Annotated in this window: 13 protein-coding genes; 1 reads left to right on the top strand and 12 read right to left on the bottom strand. The window is 42.0% G+C overall.

Annotated elements, in window-relative coordinates; translation table 11 throughout:
* Positions 1 to 23: 23 nt before the first annotated feature.
* The 5 genes from GC102_RS31445 to GC102_RS31425 all read right to left on the bottom strand — a co-directional run bounded on the left by GC102_RS31445 (position 24) and on the right by GC102_RS31425 (position 5,093).
* The gene (locus GC102_RS31445) at positions 24 to 365 is read right to left on the bottom strand and encodes a DMT family transporter (RefSeq protein WP_171693000.1); all 342 of its coding nucleotides are present in this window, start codon (positions 363 to 365) and stop codon (positions 24 to 26) included.
* A complete protein-coding gene (locus GC102_RS31440) occupies positions 355 to 1,149 on the bottom strand; it encodes an HAD family hydrolase (protein WP_171692999.1) in 795 nt (264 codons plus the stop codon). The genes GC102_RS31445 and GC102_RS31440 overlap by 11 nt, the downstream gene beginning before the upstream one ends.
* A gap of 7 nt (positions 1,150 to 1,156) precedes the next feature.
* Entirely contained in the window at positions 1,157 to 2,857 is a 1,701-nt protein-coding gene (locus GC102_RS31435; RefSeq protein ID WP_171692998.1) for a putative 2-aminoethylphosphonate ABC transporter permease subunit, read from the bottom strand.
* A gap of 13 nt (positions 2,858 to 2,870) precedes the next feature.
* On the bottom strand, positions 2,871 to 3,905 hold the full coding sequence (locus GC102_RS31430) for an ABC transporter ATP-binding protein (RefSeq protein ID WP_171692997.1): 1,035 nt from the start codon (positions 3,903 to 3,905) through the stop codon (positions 2,871 to 2,873).
* 99 nt (positions 3,906 to 4,004) lie between these two features.
* Complete coding sequence (locus tag GC102_RS31425; RefSeq protein WP_171692996.1) at positions 4,005 to 5,093, bottom strand: putative 2-aminoethylphosphonate ABC transporter substrate-binding protein; 1,089 nt, start codon at positions 5,091 to 5,093, stop codon at positions 4,005 to 4,007.
* A 314-nt stretch (positions 5,094 to 5,407) separates the two neighbouring features.
* Between GC102_RS31425 and GC102_RS31420 the strand changes: the two genes are divergently transcribed.
* Positions 5,408 to 5,950, top strand: a complete 543-nt coding sequence (locus GC102_RS31420; protein ID WP_246321221.1) for a GbsR/MarR family transcriptional regulator — start codon at positions 5,408 to 5,410, stop codon at positions 5,948 to 5,950.
* Here GC102_RS31420 and levB read toward each other — a convergent pair.
* The 7 genes from levB to GC102_RS31385 form a co-directional block, all read right to left on the bottom strand.
* Positions 5,931 to 7,430 (bottom strand): 2,6-beta-fructan 6-levanbiohydrolase, encoded by a 1,500-nt coding sequence (gene levB / locus GC102_RS31415; RefSeq protein WP_216628231.1) that lies wholly within the window; start codon positions 7,428 to 7,430, stop codon positions 5,931 to 5,933. The two genes, GC102_RS31420 and levB, sit on opposite strands and share 20 nt — an antisense overlap.
* A 173-nt stretch (positions 7,431 to 7,603) precedes the next feature.
* Complete coding sequence (gene sacB / locus GC102_RS31410; protein ID WP_171692995.1) at positions 7,604 to 9,070, bottom strand: levansucrase; 1,467 nt, start codon at positions 9,068 to 9,070, stop codon at positions 7,604 to 7,606.
* Positions 9,071 to 9,364: 294 nt separating this feature from the next.
* On the bottom strand, positions 9,365 to 11,422 hold the full coding sequence (locus GC102_RS31405) for a methyl-accepting chemotaxis protein (protein ID WP_171692994.1): 2,058 nt from the start codon (positions 11,420 to 11,422) through the stop codon (positions 9,365 to 9,367).
* A 17-nt stretch (positions 11,423 to 11,439) separates the two neighbouring features.
* Entirely contained in the window at positions 11,440 to 12,363 is a 924-nt protein-coding gene (locus GC102_RS31400) for an ABC transporter permease (RefSeq protein ID WP_373462779.1), read from the bottom strand.
* Between the two features lie 50 nt (positions 12,364 to 12,413).
* Positions 12,414 to 13,970 carry a sugar ABC transporter ATP-binding protein gene (locus GC102_RS31395; RefSeq protein ID WP_171692992.1) on the bottom strand — a complete coding sequence of 519 codons (1,557 nt, stop codon included), beginning with the start codon at positions 13,968 to 13,970 and terminating at the stop codon, positions 12,414 to 12,416.
* Positions 13,971 to 14,073: 103 nt separating this feature from the next.
* Positions 14,074 to 15,072: a substrate-binding domain-containing protein gene (locus GC102_RS31390; protein ID WP_171692991.1), complete on the bottom strand. Its 999-nt coding sequence runs from the start codon at positions 15,070 to 15,072 to the stop codon at positions 14,074 to 14,076.
* Between the two features lie 475 nt (positions 15,073 to 15,547).
* Positions 15,548 to 19,597, bottom strand: coding sequence for a GH32 C-terminal domain-containing protein (locus tag GC102_RS31385; protein WP_246321220.1), 4,050 nt, complete (start codon positions 19,595 to 19,597; stop codon positions 15,548 to 15,550).
* Positions 19,598 to 19,675 lie beyond the last annotated feature (78 nt).

The following is a 19,675-nucleotide window of genomic DNA, read 5'->3' as shown; positions in this document are numbered from 1 at the left end:
ATCCTGCATGATTTCTAATTTATTCAATGAGCTTTGCTGCTTACTTTCAGCCCAATGACACCGATCACAATTAGCGTTATCCAGATCGCTTGATTCATATTGAATGATTCTTTGAAAAGCAAGTAACCTACCAAGGTAATGAGAACAATACCGACGCCGGACCAAATGGCGTAAGCAACACCAACTTCAATATAAGTCAGTGCAAAGTTAAGCAAGGTAAAGCTGCAGCCGTATAAAATAAACATGAGTACCGAAGGCAATAGTTTTGTAAATCCTTCGGATAGCTTCATCGACGTTGTACCCGATAATTCAAACAGGATGGCGAGTGCTAGAAATACCCATCCCCAACCACTCTCAACCTTCATCTATGGATGCCTCCAAGCGAAGCTCTGAATAGGTAGAGATGACTACATTCGCATCTTTCAACCGTTGCTCTTTCAAAACTGGATTTCCCTCACTCATGTGTCCAATCGTTACGGCAACTCCTGCTGAATTGCCCATTTGCATATCACTGTTGGTATCTCCTATTAGCGCAACTTGGTATGGTAATAAACCAAGTTCCAAGCAAGCTCTATCTACCATTTCGGGAAATGGCTTCCCTTGCTCTACCAGGTCGTTTCCGATAATCACCTTAAAAAACTGCCGGATTCCCATCCATTCTAAATGTTTCACGGCATCTAGCGTCTCATCCGCCGTAACTATACCGAGAGACAATCCTTGTTCGCAGCATTGTTTAATAAAATCTATGGCTCCCGGTAAAGGATGAGCAGGGCGTACATGTTCCATTTCTTCGTCTGCCAATCGCTTACTTTCTCTTGCAAATCGCATAGATTCATTCCAAGGAAGCCCCTGGCGATAGCCTTGCCATGCTACAATAGCCAACAGATCTCCAATAGACCCCATAGCCAAAGGACCGTTTCGGCTATAATCAATGATTTGCCCCGTAGAGTCATGAACCGTCCCCCATAAATCTGAGATGGGATCGATCGTTCCATGGTTTACGGTAGCCGCACATTTATTTGAATAATGACGGTATAACGATTCGCTCCAACTTCCCCATAAACGAATAAAATTCAGCAGTGTGCCGTCCTTATCAAATAAAATTCCTTTTACAGGATAGCGGTTATTGTTGATAATTAATTGTGCCATTTCATATCTACCCCTCTTTCCTGACCAAGAGCGCTTCCGTCTTCCGACGCAATCTCCCTGAGACTAACATGACGAGCGTTCGAACAATCAAATTGGTCAGTATGATTAACGTTGACATGGCCGCGGCCGGGGCAATATCTCCGGAATCTTCCATATTAACAATCGCTACAGCAGCAGGTTTTAAGTCAGGTGCATATAGAAAGATGATCGCCGACACCGTAACCATACTGTTGATGAAAAAGTAAACAAAAATCTCTACAATCGTCGGCAGTGACATCGGTAACGTGACCCGAAGCAGCGTCCGATACCAGGGTACGTTCATCGATTCCGAAGCAGCCTCGAATTCGCTGTCTAGTTTTTTAAGAGACGATGTCATCGTTAAAAAGGAAACCGAGTAAAAATGAACAATGTTGCATAGGATTACAATCCATATGGTTCCATATAACCCATGCATTGGCTGGTTCGGATTGTTAAAGAAGAATACATAGATCAAACCCAGCACTAACCCAGGCAGCGCAAGCGGCAGCATCGACAGGAAATATGCGGTATTACGCAAGAACAGAAAGCCTTTTGACTTTTCAATCAGATAAGCAAACATAAATGTAACTATCGTGCCGATCAACGCGGTACCAAAGGATATGACCAAGCTATTAACGAAAGGTCCTGTTCCTTCCAAAAAACCGTCGTAATGAGCGAAAGAAAACTGTAAATTATAAGGCCAAACTCTGACTAAAGACCCATAGATAGCAACGAGAATAATGCTGAGTATGGCGGCTGACATCAAGGAGCAAAACACGTAGTACATGACGTCCCGCAGCTTATTTCTCCCAATCCTATAGGGGGTTGATTTTGCACTGAGCCACCCGCTCTGTTTTCGCACAGAAATTCGATCGATGACGAACGAAATAATGGCAGGAATAAGAAGTAAAACACCTACAGCTGATCCCATTTGCATATTTTGTTGACCAATGACTTGCTTGTACAAATCTGTGGCAAGAACATTATATTGTCCACCTACGACTTTGGGGGCCCCGAAATCTGTAAACGTCAGAACAAAACAAACGAAAATAGCGCTTATCAAAGCAAATTTGACTCCTGGTACGGTGACCGTCCAAAACATACGCCATTTGGAGGCCCCCAGTGTTTCCGCCGCTTCATATAAACGATAATCGGAGCTTGCCAGTGCTACGGACAGCATCAGAAATGCTTGAGGGAACGTATATAAAACTTCGGATAAGACGATGCCGACCGGTCCATAAAGCTCAATACGGAATTCAGGCAGCACCCCGAAGAAGCCGGTGGAGATAAGCCCTTGATTGCCAAACAAATAGATCAGCGCTAATCCGTGAAGCATGGAGGGAGCAAATAACGGCAGCAAAGCAATTGAGCGAAATAACCATTTAAAGCGAATTCCGCTTCTCTCCAGCGCGTATGCAAATCCGAATCCGAGTGTCACTGCAATGAAAGTCGCTACGGATGAAACCTGGATGGAATTCCATAACGAATTAACCAATGCCGGGGTCGAGAAATATTTCGTGAAATTAGAAAGACCTATGAAATCTCCATCTTGATTGGTGATGGCTTTGATTGCAAGCTCCGCAAGCGGGAGCAGGATCGCAAACAGTAAAGCGAGTGTCATCATCAAAATAACTATATTTTGACTCCATGTGTTCGTATTCGGTCGCAATCTTTTTAACCACATGTCCATAACCATAGTCTCCTTATACCACTGAAAGTTCCGCCATAGAGTCAAACCGGATGATATGCTCAGCAGGAAGGGTAAAGATAATCTTCTGATTAAGCTTAACATCTAAGCCCATCATCACTTTCGCTGGCACATCCATCGTAATGAATTGCTGAAGCGAAGTGTCCTGATGATCCAATAGCTCTGCGACCAAACGATAATGAGTTCCGCGGTATTCAAGTTCCCGGACAATGGCTGGTTTGCCTTTCTCTTGGCCTTCTCGAACTAAGTGGACATGCTCCGGGCGAATAGCCAGCACCCCATTGTCTTGGCTATCCTTCACCGTTTCAATAAAACTGACGGCTCCGATAAAATCTGCGACAAACGGACTGTTGGGCTGTTCATACACTTCTTTTGGTGTGCCGACTTGGATAATTCTTGCCTTGTTCATGACAACAATCCGGTCAGCCATTGTTAATGCTTCCTCCTGATCGTGCGTCACCATAACCGTCGTCATACCGAACTGTTGGTGGAGACGGCAGATTTCACGCCGCAGCTTGATGCGAACCTTGGCATCTAAAGCAGATAACGGCTCATCCAAGAGGAGACAATCAGGTGAAAAGGCAAGCGCTCGTGCGAGTGCAACCCTCTGCTGCTGGCCTCCAGATAATTGAGCGGGAACTTTATGGCGCTGCTCATCAAGTTCCACTAATCCAAGCAGTTCATCCACACGATCGGCAATTTGAGCTTTGGATAACCGATCCCGAAGACCGTACGCAATATTCTCGCTAACCGATAAATTAGGAAATAATGCATAGGATTGAAACATCATACCGAAATTCCGTTTGCCTGCCGGTACTGCTGTTATATCCTTGCCTGCAAGAGTCAAAATACCTCGGTCCGCTTTTTCCAATCCAGCTAGGACTCGAAGCAGCGTCGTTTTGCCACAACCGCTCGGTCCTAGCAAGCAGATGAACTCGTGTTTGTTGATATCTAATTGAATGTCCTGCAGCGCGACTTGCTTCCCAAATTGCTTGGAAAGGTTCCGCAGCGATAAATAACCTGATTTCATTACAAATGCCCCTTTGAACTAAAATGCGATATCGATTCCGACATAGAAAGGATGCCTTAACTTAACAGCATCCCTTTCATGAAAGATTACTCGAACAAATTACTTTTTCGGCTCTGCTTTGGAACCATATTTTTTCTCCCAATCCTTCAGTACAGCTTCACGGTCTCTAGCCGCTTGGTACAAGTCCAGCTTAGCTAACTGAGCCACTGGATCTTTCGTGTAGCCTTCAGGAATTTTATTTCCTTCTTGCTTGATACTCAAGATGGCATAGTTCTTATTGTATTCTTTCATAGGCTCATCACTGATCGCCCAATCCAGAAATAATTTAGATTCCGGCTTTATTTCCTTCTTTTTCACAAGTGCATTGGCTTCCATATCCCAACCGGAACCTTCTTTAGGGAAAATAACCTCAACCGGAGCCCCTTTTTTCTTTTCCAAAATACCGCTGTACCCGTAAGAGATACCGATTGGAGCCTCCCCTGAAGATGCCATTTTCGCTGGTTTGGAACCAGAGTGTGTATACACCATCATGTTTTCATGCAGCTTGTCCATGTAGGCCGATGCTTTATCTTTGTATAGTTGGTTAAGTGCATTGACAGTTAAGTAGCCCGTACCGGATGATGCCGGATGCGGCATAGCGATCAAACCTTTATATTCGGGTTTAATTAAATCCTCGTAGGATTGGGGGATAGCCACTTTACGTTTTTCCAGCTCAACCTTATTTACAATGATTGCTGTCTCCCAGATGTCAATACCTACCCATTTCGGAGTATTCGCTTTATCCTTGAATTCAGGAAGCACCCGTTCGACACCTTTTGGCGCGTAAGCCTCCAGCATTTTTTGGTCATCCATGACGAGGAGACTTGTTGCCGCTAATCCCCAAATGACATCCGCTTGAGGATTTTCTTTCTCTGCAATCAGCTTTGCTGTCATAATTCCTGTTGAATCACGAACAACATTCACTTTGATATTCGGATATTGCGACTTGAAGGACGTTAGGTAAGTTTTTATTTGTTCTTCTTCCATGGCTGAATATACGTTGATTTCTGCTGGTTTACTGGATGAAGCGGTCGGTGCTGTGCTCGGGCTACCCGCTGGGGCAGCTACCTGTGGTTTCGCTGTACCGCATCCTGCTAACAAACCTGTAACCATTAACATAGCTGCCATCGATTTCCAATTGATTTTCATTGTTTGTTCTCCTTTTTACGCCTATGGCGAAATATCGTTTAAGTGAGTTTAAATCAGCGGTTAGAAGATTCATTTATTTCTTAATTCTATAATTTCCCAACCCCTTATTACCTTGTTCTTTACTTCTGTACAAAAAATATTGTACACTCATTCCGAAATCCTTGTGTAAAACGACTGTTAAATCTAAATAAATATTTTGTAAATGTCCTGATTTTCCTACTCGCATACTAAACCAACTTTTTGATATAATAGGGAAAGAAAAATACAAAAAAAATTGAACATAAATTCTCAACAACGAATAAAGGGAAGTGAGTATGGCAATGTCCCACGATCAAAATTCAGAACAAAGGTTAAAAATAAGGAAGAATTTGATTGAAGCTATGGCGCAAACGATGGATTTATACGGTGCGACCCATTCATCCGGCCAATTGTACGGCGTTATGTTCTTTGAAAATCGTCCGATGACGCTTGATGAGATGAAAATAGAAATGAATATGAGCAAAAGCAATATGAGTTACGCAGTCAGATCGCTTTTAGAATCTCAAATGGTCAAGAAACTCGAGGAGAAGCAGGATCGCAAAGAGTTATATGTTGCGGAGGTCGACTTTTTTCTTGCCTTCCAAAACTTTTTTACTTTGAAGCTTCAACGTGAAATCGATGTGATGACAGAAGCCATTAACAACGCGCTTCCCGAATTAACCGAATTAATACTAGATGAGCATATATCTGACGAGGAAAGGAAGCTTGCTCTTCAAGATCTGCATAAGCTCAGGCATGGTCAAAAATATTACGAATGGCTCCAGCAGTTTGTCGACGCATTGAAACGAGGGGAATACTTCAAAGATTTGTCTTGTTGAAGTGCTTGATTACAACATTTTTAAAGATCGCGGTTCCGCCTTCCGAAAAAAGGGTAATCCCTTGATCGTTTAATTCCGGGAAAATTTCATTGGAAAAAACGATGGTTCCATCATCCATAAAGACTTCAATGCTTGTTTTATCAACGAGTATCTTTAAGTGAACGTTCTTCTTACTCAAATCAAAGGGTGCCCTACTTTCAACATATTTACCACTCTTGTCGGGCTGCCCTGTAAAAGCTCTATTGACATAGGAGTACCCTCCCTCTGCAAAAACACCTACATCTACATGGCGGTTTTTGTCTGTTGATTCTCGAAGCCTTAATCCTACATTTTTGATCTCTGACCACGATATATCTGTCTCAAGCTGGTACGCATCGCCTGTTACATGAAGAGTTTTAGAGCCATTAACCTCTATTTGTTTCAACGAATCCGTTGTATGTGTCAATTGATTCAATGCTTCAATGGGTTGTGAAACCAAACGATACGTATCGCCATCATGTTTTAAGTTAATTTGACGAACAATCGAATCCGTTCCGTTAAACCCTTCTTGAAGGGTTGGCGTATTATGAGGATAATCCCAATTATTCATCCAAGCTAAAGCATACCGATGATTGTATTTATCGCTGTCTTTCCCTTCTTCAAACGTGACAGCACCATACCAATCAAAGCCGTAATCTAACCACTGAGGATCACTATGATCAGGGAGAAATTCCTTTCCATTAAAGTGTCCAGTCCAATAGGCGTACGTGTTTGGTTGACCTGCAGACTTACCATTTGCGCTGACACCAAGAATCCATTTATAGATCCCATCATTCGCACGCATCAAATAAAGATCAGGACACTCCACAATTCCGATATTATCTGTCATAAAACCACTCATATATTGCCAATCTTTTAAATTCGAAGACTCATAAAAACCAATCTTCGTCCCTTCCGCCATTGCCATCACCCATTTATTAATCTGATGATCCCAGATGATTTTCGGGTCTCTAAAATCTTTAGTGCCCGGATTCGGAATAATGGGATCGTCACGATAAGAAGTAAATGTTTTTCCTTTGTCCGTGCTGTACCACAGATATTGTTCCTGCTTCCCGCCTTCTGCAGACGGCTGTGTCACGATCGCGACAAGCGCTTCTTTTCCAAAGCCTGCCGTATTTTTCTCGTCTACAACGACTGATCCGCTCCATGGATCGCCATTACTGGTTGTATATTTAGGAATGGCCACCCCTTCATCTGTCCAATGCACCAAATCCGTTGATGTCGCATGCCGCCATTCGGTTCCATTTCCGTTCGGATAATCATGATTATAGAGATAATAGTAATGATACTTTCCATCCAAATAAATCGGCCGCTGAGGGTCGTTTTTCCATTTGTCGGGCGTAGTGAAATGATAGCTAGCTCGATACGATGGCATAACGGAATCGATGGTTTCGTTCTTTTTATTGCTATCTGAATAATGAACCACTAATCCTATCGTCATCAAAATAATGAAACAAATCACTACTACACCTATTCGTTTTGCTGCTTTCTTATAATTTATTGTATAGTTCAAGCTGACACACCTCCTCTCTTTGCTACTGCTTAATCCTTTTTATAAAAAAGAAAACACCGATTTTCATCGGCATTTTCTTTGCTTTATTGAGGAAACATTCATTATTTTTTCTTCTGTGTGTCAATCGTTAATTGCCCTTGTGCAAGGATACTATCACCCACAACCGAAGTTTTTGAACCATTAATGTTCAGCAAGAAACTCGGCGCAAAGGTAGATTTGTGGTCTGCATATAAACCTCTGTTTGTCATGTAACTTGTGATAACCACATTTTTACCGTCAGCTTGCGGTACTGCAAAGTGAGAATAAGTCCATGTAAGATCCTTAGGATTAAGATTCATGTTTAATACAAGTCCGCTGTCATTTAACGGTTTGTATGTTCCTGTTAAGGAATCGGACACATAACCTAACATGTAGACATCATTCCCGCCGATTCCATCAATCGTCATTTTGGAACCCCTGGAATCTGTGAACAAATACCATTTGCCGTTCATTTTAAATACGTTGGCACGTTCGATTTCATCTGTTACTGTGTTCGATGCAATTAACGGTTTCATGACTTTTTTCAACGTATAATCGTCGTTCAATTCAATAATACCCAATGCGCCATTCGCTAACTCAGCAGCACGTTTTTTAGGACCTTGCAGCAATTTATTTTTTTCATCCTGGAAGAATGGCGTATTTCCGCCGTAGAAAGCTTTGTTGAAGAGCGATGCCTCTCCTTGATAACCAACTTCCGTTCCTGTGTTGGCTTCGAAAACAAGGTATTTATGACCATTGTCTTCCACATAGTGAGGGTCTCTTAAAGTATGGTTATCGCCTTCATCCGTTTGACCTTGCATAACAGTTTGATAGATTTTACCATCGCCATCAAAGATCGATTTGAGATCCTCTACGCCATCAATTTTAAGCGTACTTTTATCTGGTTGAGATACATTGATTTGTGCTGTTGTTAAGGTTTGTTTACCATAAAACCCGTGATTGGGGTCCCAACCCTGACGATCTGTATAAAACAAGCGAACTTTTCCGTCAGATGTTAGGGTAGCAGATCCTGACCACTCTTCTGCTTGATATTTCAGGAATGGATCGTTTGGTACGAATTTATCGCTATCTTTAAAAACTCTACCGGCATTTTTCCAGCTATCAATGGAAGTATCGCCTACTTTTTGATAGAACATGTAGACAAATGTGTCCCATCCTCTTTTAGGGTCTCCTGCTAAAGCAAAAACGATATTGTAGCCATTATAATTTGCTACTGTTCCATCAGCGTTTTGCAGCGGCCAGCTATCCCAAACATCGATATCGATCAAGTTGCCCTGCTCATCATAACCTTTTGCCGAAGGAAGATTTTTTATTGTTGATGGATCGAATTTAGGCGCTTGAAATTGTGTACTCTTTTGTTGTTCAGGAATTTTCAGCATGTCAGAGCGTGTAATGTGGGAAAAACCATAATTTTCATTGTAATCCACATTGTCTTTTTCTTTCGCAAATGCTTGAGCTCCACCTCCAACCAGCATTGCTGTAGTCAAGCTTACTGTTGTTGCTCGTTTAACCAATTTTATGATGTTCATAACCTTACAACTCCTGTTCTATTGTATGTTTTTTTCTCTCCACAATTTATAGTTTAAGGCAAAGGAAAAGTTAAGAACATGTCGTACATTGATAGATTTACAGGCTTATATTGATACAGACGGACGGGACACTTTGATCCCAAATACAAAATAACCCTTACCGCCTTGATACTAAGCATCAGAGGCGAAAGGGTTATGAATCTAAAAAGCCAATTATTTCTGCTCAGCTTTTTTCCAGGACTTTTGGAGCTCCTGCAGTAATTGATCGCGATTAAGCTGTTTGCCTACATATAATTACTTGAGTTTAAATGAAGCCACAGATTGTTGTAAGACCTTAGCCATATGGGCTAATTCATTGGAATAAGAAGCAACTTCTTGGATTGCCGCTGTCTGTTCTTCTGTTGTGGCCGATATGTGGTTGGTTGAACTTGCTGAATTTCCATACAGGTTAGAGACTATCTCCATGTTTTCAACCATTTTATGTGTATTCATTTGAATCATCTTTATTTCATTCGTCATATCGCCCGCTTGCCCAGAAACCCCTTCGACTAATTGAAGGATATTCGTGAAGGAATCCCCTGCCTTTTTCGTAAGCAGCTTCCCTTCTTGAACATTAGAATCTCCATCTTCCATGGCTTTTACTGCTTTCGAGATATCCTCCTGGATTTCAGTTACTAGTGTATCGATCTCCTGATTCGATTTTGTTGAATTTTCAGCAAGAAGACAAATTTCACGAGAGATCACAGAAAAAGTTTTTCCATTTGCTCCTGCTTGGGATGCAATAATACCTGTATTTAAAGCGAGCATTTTCGTTTGCTTGGCAATTGTGGATAGTAAGGTCATAATATGATTGATCTTTTTGGACTTCTCTTCTAACTGGCGGACTATTCCAACCGAATCGAGTGAGTTTCGTGAAATCAAATTGATCTGATTTATGGCTTCCGCAATATCCGCTTTTCCTTCAATGGCCGTTTGCAGCGCATCCTTTGCTGAATGGCTTGCCAGTTCTATTCGTTGCGTAATTTTTTTGATGTTCACAAACATATCTGTTGTTTCTTCAACTGCTTCATCGGTTAATGAAAGTTGTGAATGCGTACCACTGGCTACTTCTTGAATCGATCGTGCAATTTCTTCTGTTGCTTTCGCGGATTGTTCCGCATTATCGGACAAAAGAACAGAAGTTTCAGATACGCTTTTCGCACTTTCAGATACTTGCAATAAAATGGACTTTAAGTTACTTGCCATTGTATTTAGATTTGCGCCCATTTGGCCAAATTCATCGATCGTTTTTATAGGTATAGTTTGGGTTAAATCCCCGTTTGACATCGATTGAGAAAGAATATTTACTTTCTTAATGTTATTGGTAATGTATAAACTGTAGAAATAAATTACCATGACAATAAAACATATCAACACAAGTATAATCACAAGTGAGATGATAAAATAATCATTCACCTTTTGGTAAAGCTCCTCCTGCGATATGACGATGGCCAGTTTCCAAGATGTATCTGGGACCGTCTGATAATAAACTTTATTGGAACCTCTATCATCACTAAAAACTGCGTTTCCATTGTTATTCGACAGTATTTCTTGGCCAATTTGCGCCAAACTGACATTAGGGTCATTCATGATTTGATGATTTGTTGAGTTCTGGTTATCTTTATTAGCAATAAAGTTCCCATTTCGATCCAACAAAAATGCCCATCCATTTTTTCCAACATGAATGTCTGAAATCTTCTGCTGTAAGCTGGTCAAATTGATGTTGGCTGTAACTACACCTTGAAATTTATTGTTATTATAAAATGGAACCGCCGTTGTTAAAATCATAGCGCCCGAGGTTTTATCAAAAAATGGATCCGTCCATACCATGGTTTCCTTTGTATTTTTACCCAGCAGATACCAATCTTTTTCAGGATAATTATATTCTTTCGTATCGTAATCATTGGAAAATAAAATGCGACCGTTATCCCGATAGGCATAGGAACTATAATATTGCAAATAGTTTTTATATTGATAGGGCTCATACCAAATCCCAACTCCAAAGGTATCCGGGTTTGTGGACAACAAACCTTGAATAATTTGAAAATATTTGCCTTTATCAATCTTGTCACCTACAGGTTCAATCGTGCGCGCTAAGCTTTCAGGTATTTTACTGTGCGCTGTTAATATGGTTTGCATATTGTTGATCGTTGCGTTTAATTGGTATGCCATTTTATCCTGAATTTCTGCATTGATGATATGTTTAGAATAGTTGTAACTTAACGCAGACAACACAAACATAGATAAAATTAACCATGGTAGAATCGTGACTAGTGTGCGGGTACGTATGCTTTTGAAACGAAATTTCACCATATTAACAGCCTCTCCTCTTACTTATCGCTGCGCAAACGATCCAATAGCACCGCTAGCACGATAACAACACCTGTAATAACGGTTTGCCAAAAGAAGCTAACATTTAAAAGTGTCAATCCATTTCTAATTACGCCTAAGATTAACACACCAATAATAGTCATCTGAATTCGGCCAATTCCCCCTGCTAGGCTCGTGCCTCCGAGAACAACAGCAGCAATAGCATCTAGCTCGGCCATGCTTCCAGCATTCGGCTGACCGGAAATTAATCGCCCTGCAAGAACTACGCCAGCTAATCCCGCACATAAACCACTTATGGCATACACATTAATTAATGTCTTTTCAACCTTAATACCTGTTAATCTCGCTGCCTCTTCATTTCCCCCAATGGCATAAATATGTCTGCCAAACATCGTGTATTTAAGTACGATAAACATAACAATATATACACTGAGCATAATGTAGATGGGGGTTGGAACCGATAGGATCTTCCCTGATCCAATAAACTTAAAGGGTTCCGAAGCCAATATGGTAGGTAATCCCCCGCTAATTACAAAAGCAGCGCCTCTTATATAAGTCATACTGCCTAATGTAACAATAAAGGATGGAAGTTTGGTTCTTGCAGTCAGAAAACCATTGATCCAGCCTGCTGCATATCCCACCGCAATCCCAGCAAACATCGCAATAAAAGGGTTAATTCCTTGTTTTGAAAGCAATACGGAAATAACTCCCGAAAGTGCGATCGTAGATCCCACAGATAAATCAATCCCGCCAGTCAGAATTACTAATGTCATACCCGCCGCAAGAATTCCGTTAACGGATGATTGTTTTAAGATATTGAGAATATTCCCCGTATCCGTAAAATTAGGTGCAAAAATGGCGAGTATAATACAAATAGCAACTAACACAATTAACATGCCTAGTTGATTCCAAATTTTTCTCATGGATAATCCAACATTATATTTTTTATTAACGATTGCTTCTATTCCAGCGCTCATTTGATCTCCCCCGTTGCATAATACATGATCTTTTCTTGCGTCGCGTCTTCGCGTTGTAAGTTTGCCCGTAATTTACCCTCATGCATAACAAGTATACGATCACTCAACGCTAGTATTTCTGGCAATTCAGAGGAAATGACTAACACAGCAAGACCGTTTTTGGCTAATTTACAAATAACTTTATGAATTTCAGTTTTGGCGCCAATGTCGACACCTCTTGTTGGTTCATCTAACAAAAGCACTTTTGGCTGGATGGATAGCCAACGTGCAAGCAGCGCTTTTTGCTGATTTCCTCCGCTTAAGCTGACCACCTTTTGTTCTTTGTTTGCCGTTTTAATGCCTAGTTCTCTTATATACATATCAGCTTCATTGCTTATTTGCGACCAATCTAAGAGGGCTGCTTTTCGATATTTATACATTTCAGCCATCATAATATTTTCTTTGACAGACATATTCAGGAATAATCCCTGTTCCTTACGACTTTCCGGAACATGAGCAATACCATATCGGATGGCATCCTCAGGAGAAGAGATTTTCACCGGTTGACCGTTAATCAGAATTTCACCTGATGTTATTTCCGATAAACCAAAGATCGCTCTGACTAATTCTGTTCTTCCTGCCCCTACCAATCCTGAAATCCCAACAATTTCTCCTGAATGCACCTCTAGTGATATATCCTTCACATTTTTGTTATCAGATAAACCTTTAACCTCTAAAACCGGCGTTTTATCTTTAATCCAGCTCGTATGTGAAGGCGGTTTTTGAAATAAATCGTTTAATTCACGACCAACCATGGTCTTAACGAGATGTTCAGGATTGGTTTCGGCGATAGGAATCGATGTAATCCACTCTCCATCACGCAAAATGGTACAACGATCAGAAATTTTAAAAATTTCATCCATACGATGTGAAATGTAAACAATTGCAACACCTTTTTGCTTTAATTCATTAACAATGATAAACAGCTTATCTATTTCTTTGTGGGTTAATGAAGCTGTTGGTTCATCCATCACTAGAACTTCTGCTTCTATTGATAAGGCTCTCGCGATTTCCACCATTTGTTGTTGGGCAACACTTAAGGTTGAGACATATGATCTAGGATCTAAATCAGATCCGATTGATTTTAATAGGAAATGGGCTCGTTCGTGAACTTTCTTCCAGTCCACCATACCGAACTTATTTTTCGGGAATTTGGTTCCCATTAATACGTTTTCACCTATGGTTATATTCGGAGAAAGATTCAGCTCTTGATGAATGACACTAATTCCTTTCTCGCGCGCTTCCATGGCATTATGCCATGTGGTCGATTTGCCTCGATACAATATCTCGCCTTTATCTGGACGGTATATCCCTGCCATAATCTTCATAAGCGTTGACTTACCGGCACCGTTCTCTCCCATTAAAGCATGTACTTCACCTTTGTACAGATCGATGTTTATATTTTTTAATACGGTAACCCCTGAGAAAGACTTGGAAATCGCTCGCATGCTTAACACTTGTGACGACGATTCAGAGAAAATGTTTTTTTCAACTTCCGCTTGCACAGCTTCCATGTTCTCACTCCACCATATTATTAGTTTATATCAATGATAGAAGACTGAATAATTACGATGCGGTACCCGCTTGCAGGTACCACATCGTAATAATGATTCAATATTACCAGCCTTTATAGTCTTTAACGTTTTCTGTCGTAATGAAATCAGTTGGAAGTTTAATTAATGGTTCCACTTTTTCACCAGCAAGAACTTTAAATGCTGTCTCAACCGCAATGGTAATCATATTAAACGGATTTTGTGCTGAGCTTCCAACATAGCTTTTGTTTTCTTTAAGTGTCGTCACTGCATCCGGAGATCCATCCACACCAACGATAAACATTTCCTTGTCGCGACCGGCTTGCTCTGCAGCAATTTTGGCGCCAATACCTGTTGGATCATTAATAGCAAATACAGCATCGATTTGTCCTTTACCGTTTGCTTGTAAGATGGTCTCCATTTTAGCAAGCGATGTTTCACGATTACCATTACCATTTTGATTAGCAACTATTTTAATTCCCGGAGCTGCTTTGAGAGCTTCATTAAATCCTGCAATGCGGTCTGTTACAGCGGACACCGGCGGACCATCTAATACGGCAATATTTCCTTTTCCATTCAACCGTTTAACCAAATATTCACCCGCTATACGTCCTGCTTGAACGTTATCGGAAGTTACACTCGCATTAACGCCGCCTTCAGAAATTGTATCGACAGAAATGATTGGGATACCTGCTGCTTTAGCTTGACCCACTGCTGCTGCAATACCTTTGGTATCTACGGAACTTAGAATAATCATACTTACTTTTTTGGTAATAAAATCTTCGATTTGAGCGGTTTGTGTAGCCAAATTATCTTCTGCGCTAACTGCGATAACTTCACCGCCGTGTTTCTTAGCAGCCTCAGCTGCACCTTTGGACATCGCTACGAAGAATGGATTGCTTAAGTTTTGTACAGTCAAACCAATAACCACTTTTTTCCCTGGTGTCGGATCTGCTGCTTTAGCAGCTTTAGCTGTTTCTGCTGGCGCTTGTGTGGCAGCTACGGGTTTTGTTTCCACTGCTTTACCACAAGCCGAAAGTGCAAATATAACAAATAGTAACAAGAATATTTTCATGTTTTTCATATTCAAATTCCTCCGAATTATTATGATTTTTTTTAAAAAAGTTTGGCGAACAATAGGAAGATATGTGATAATTAAAGTGTAATTGTTTTTCTATGAACATGTTTGAGAGCCCAATTGTCTATCACGTTTAGCGACACAAATAGCCATTTGTAAAACTCTTCAGCATGTTCTTTTCTCCCTCCTTTTTTTTTGGATATAACCAAATCCCCCAAATGAAGTCAAGCATGATTGACACTAATCCCTTACCTAAAAGAAACCTCACCTCCCTAAAAGAGTGAATGTTTGTTTTCTATGTCTTCATCATACCTGTGATAAATACAAAAAATAATAGAAAATTTTCTCGCAACTGTTGAAAATTTTCTATTATCTTCATTTATATTAAAAAAAAGACCTAGCATGATGTGGAATCAGGCTAAGTCTTTAAGTCTTGTTTGTTTCTATCGGAATTGAGTCCGACGGTCTTGATCAAAATCATTTAAGGGATTCTAATTGGAACATTCACATCATCAACATTGATATGGCCAAAGCCACCCAACGAATTGTCGACCATCTTAATGTAGCATGTCGTTCCTATATATGCAGATGCATTCCAATTCTTTCGAGTATACGCCTCATTATTTAGTCCAGTTTCTTTGAATAAAATAGCGTTGTCGGAAGCCCGGACAAGAGCAACGTACAAATTATTCAAGTCTTGCCCTCCCCCTACGAGAAGGTCGATCTGTCCGTCCCCTCCAAGCACGAAATTGGTGGATTGCATCGAGCCGACCCGGCTATCGCCTCCATTATTGAAGCCCCAATAGTGATACGTACCTTGTTTGTTGAAAGATTGCGGCGGATTCCAAAAAGTCGATGCGGAGCTCACGTCGCCGTCGGTGAATGCATTGCCGCTTGTCACGTTCCAACCGCTTAAGTTGCCCAGTTCAAAATCGTGGTTCGTCAACTGGCCTATCAAAGAACCGGGTTGAACAGGAACATTCACGGCATCGAGATTGATATGGCCAAAACCTCCTGTCGAATTATCGACCACTCTAATATAGCATCTTGTGCCAATATAAGCTGAAGCATCCCAGTTACTTTCTGTATATCCCTCGTTGTTAGGTCCTGTTTCTTTGAACAATATAGCGTTGTCGGAAGCTCGAACAAGAGCAACGTACAAGTTATTAATGTCTTGCCCTCCTCCTACGCGAAGGTTGATTAATCCGTTCCCTCCAAGCACAAAGCTTGCGGATCTCATCGCTCCAACTCGATTATCGCCTCCATTATTGAAGCCCCAGAAGTGATAATCGCCTTCTTTGTTGAAAGATTGCGGCGGATTCCAAAAAGTCGATGCGGAGCTCACATCACCATCAGTGAACGCATTGCCGCTCTCCACAATCCAACTGCTTAAGTTGCCTGCTTCAAAATTATAATTGGGTAGCTGCTCTGTTGCTTGGATAGGTATATTGAAATCATCTACATTAATATGACCCCATGAATCGGATCTATTATCGACGACTCTAATATACATAGACGTTCCGATGTATTGGGTTGCATCCCAGTACCTCCTCGTATACTGTTCAGTGTCCCCTTTATGAACTGGCCAATCCTTATAGGTCCCAGGCCCGCTAGTCCGATAAAGCTCTTTGCCGTCAGAAGAACGAACAAAAGCGACATAAAGGTTGTCAATATCAATTCCGCCTCCAATCAGGAAATTGATTTGACCATTACCTCCTAACGTAAAGGTTTGCGATCTAAGCTCGCCGATTGGGCTGTCTCCCTCAGCTCCATTGGAGCCCCACAGGTGAAAGGCGCCTTGTTGGTTAAACGGTTGCACGCCCCACCAGGTAGAAGATTTGGTCACAACGGCGGGATCGGTGAATTCATTGCCGCTGACGACCGTCCAATTGCTTAAGTTCCCCGCTTCGAAATTGCCATTGGTCAGAGGCGTTGATGCAGGAGGCGCAACAACTGTAACAGTTCTTGTCGCCAGGAAACCTCCGTCTCGCGTTTTCGCCGTAATTATCGCAGTTCCGACCGATTTTCCGCTGACACTTCCATTTGTTACGGTTGCGACGGCAGAGTTGCTTGAAGTCCAAACGATGTCTTTATTCGTTGCGTTGGATGGGGCTACAGTAGCGTAAAGCGTTTGCTTGCCTCCGGTGAAAACTTGGGGACTTTCCGCATTCAGGCTTACTCCGGTTACGGGTACGGGCGTATAGGCAGAATTCATGTTCCAGATCTGCAAATGTTTCACCCTGATCGTATCCGGGTTGACATCCCCGAACAACTGCAGACCTAGCGCATCGCTGGAAGTTGAGTATGTACGGGTAGTAATCGATTTCAGCCCGTTCAAATAGGATTCCACCATCGATTTATCGAGGAAAATGTGAAGCTTCACCGTATCGCCGGCCAAATCTATCGTGCCGTTGTCGATGCCTTGCGGTTGCCCAGCGATGGTGTTCGTCCGGTCCACTCCGTATTCTTTCGTGCTGTTTTTGTAGTATAGCAGTGTCTTCTCACCGCTGGTAGGAGACTTCCGTACATACATGCCGACTTTATCCGCATCACCTGGCGCTAGTTCCATATCGATTTCAAGCGTATCACCCCGAAGGTCAGCCAAAAGTCGGTTCGCATCAGCAAACGAAGTGTCCGTGGCGATATCCAACAGCTGCGAGCCTCTGAGCGACTGCAGTTCAGAAATCGGATTGATGCCGAGTTGACCGTCAGGACGCAGATCCAGTGCAACAGGTAATCCAGCATTGTGCGCCCAACCGGCATCCGAGTCTGCCTGCGAACTCCGATTTCCTTGAGTGATCGTATTCAATATTGTACGATTTGGTGTATTGTACGCTGATGTTGATTTATCTACAAATCCGCTCGGCCCGGTAAAATGGAAACCGCCATAGTCCATCAACTGCGGCGCATCCGAACCAGGATCAGGGGTAAACTTGGATGTGACGTTATTCCAGGTGCCAATCCAGTAAAATACGCGGGCTTGCCCCCCGACAGGGCTGACCATAAATATATATTTCTGGTGGCCCAATGAATCCTTAATCGGCAGCAGAACAGGCAGCTCCCATACATTACCCAACTTCTCAGGGTATAGATTATTTTGATAAAGAGTGTCTTTATACTGCCAGTTTGTCATGTCCGACGAGGTATAGACTAATGCTGTTCCGCCTTGACCGCTAACGCCCGATCCAACAAGCATATTCCAGGTGCTGCCGTCCTTAAATACAAACGGATCACGAAATTCGCCTTTTATTCCCTGACCAGCCTGTTGAGTGACCGCAAGTGAAGCGTCTTTATCCCATCGCTTCAAATCATTATCCTGATCTGTAGGATACGTGCTTCTGGCCAACCCAACATTTTGATTATTAGGAGCTGTCGCATCGTTACCCGCCGTGAAAAACAGCGCTGGATTCCCACTGTCATCGATAACCGAACTGCCCGTCCAATCGCCGTCCGGATCAACTTGGAAAAGTGAAGGCGCGAGCGCAGGGGGAAGATCCCGCCAATGCACCATATCCGTGCTGACCCAGTGGCCCCAATGCATATTATGCCAGTAAGGCCCTTGCTGATTAAATTGGTAGAACATATGATATTGCCCGTTAAAAAAAAGTGGTGCATGCGGCTCATTCATCCAATGCTGGGGCGCAATAGCATGGTAGGTCGGTCGGTAATTATCCCCGTTATAAACGCTCCGATCAAAAGACAGATTGGGTGTTGGCAAGTTGCCGCCAAGGTTGGTCAAATACGAGTCGTACGAATTTTGGACTTCAGTTGCTGTCAAAGCGCCGTTATAAATTTTCAACTCATCAATTAGACCGTTAAATGTATGATACGGAAATAAAGATGGACTAGCGCCGTATGTGCTTTCATTATTAGTCCCAATCAACAAATTGTTCGTGGATGAAGTAATCAACGTATGGAGTGGCGTTCTTTTCGAAGCTACCTGCTTGCCGTTCAAGTAAAGCACAGCTAACCCTCCCGTACTATCGTAAGCGCTGTCATAAGTAGCTACGATATGAGACCATTCGTATTTAGGCAAGGGCTCATAGGACCATACATCGTACCAGGTACCGTTTGAACCGAATTGGAAGGACCATGTCCCATAACGATACATACCTAATAAAAACCCTTGATTTGCGCTTTTGGATTGCTGATTGACAATAGCATCCAGCTTGAAATCATCACCCCATGTATAAGCCCGCGGAGCAACCCAGGTTTCAACGCTTATTTGGCTCTGTGGAATGGAAATGGCAGGATGCGATACCCATGTTGAATAGCCGTCAAAAAGCAGAGCGCTGCTGCTAATGCCATCTGTTTTCCATTCCGGAATAGCAGGCTCAGGTTTAAAATAATGGATCGGATCATTTATCTGGGAAATTTGCTCCTTCGTCACATTGCCCGTCCCTTCATTGAAGCTCCATTGAGCGACAACGCTTGAAACCGCTTTCGAAACCGGGGAATTAATGACTATACTTGAAGCAAAAATAACCATTGTGAAAAACAGGACCCGCAATTGTGACCATTTCATTTTCATGTATCAGCTCAGCTCTCCTTTTATTTTCTGGTTGTTAGTACAGCAATTCATTATTTTACCTTCTCTTCAAAGCTATTT

This window comes from Paenibacillus germinis, from assembly GCF_013141785.1.
Classification (GTDB): Bacteria; Bacillota; Bacilli; order Paenibacillales; family NBRC-103111; genus Paenibacillus_E; species Paenibacillus_E phytorum.
The sequence above is the reverse complement of the archived record's forward strand: the minus strand, read 5'-3'. Positions and strand labels throughout refer to the sequence as shown.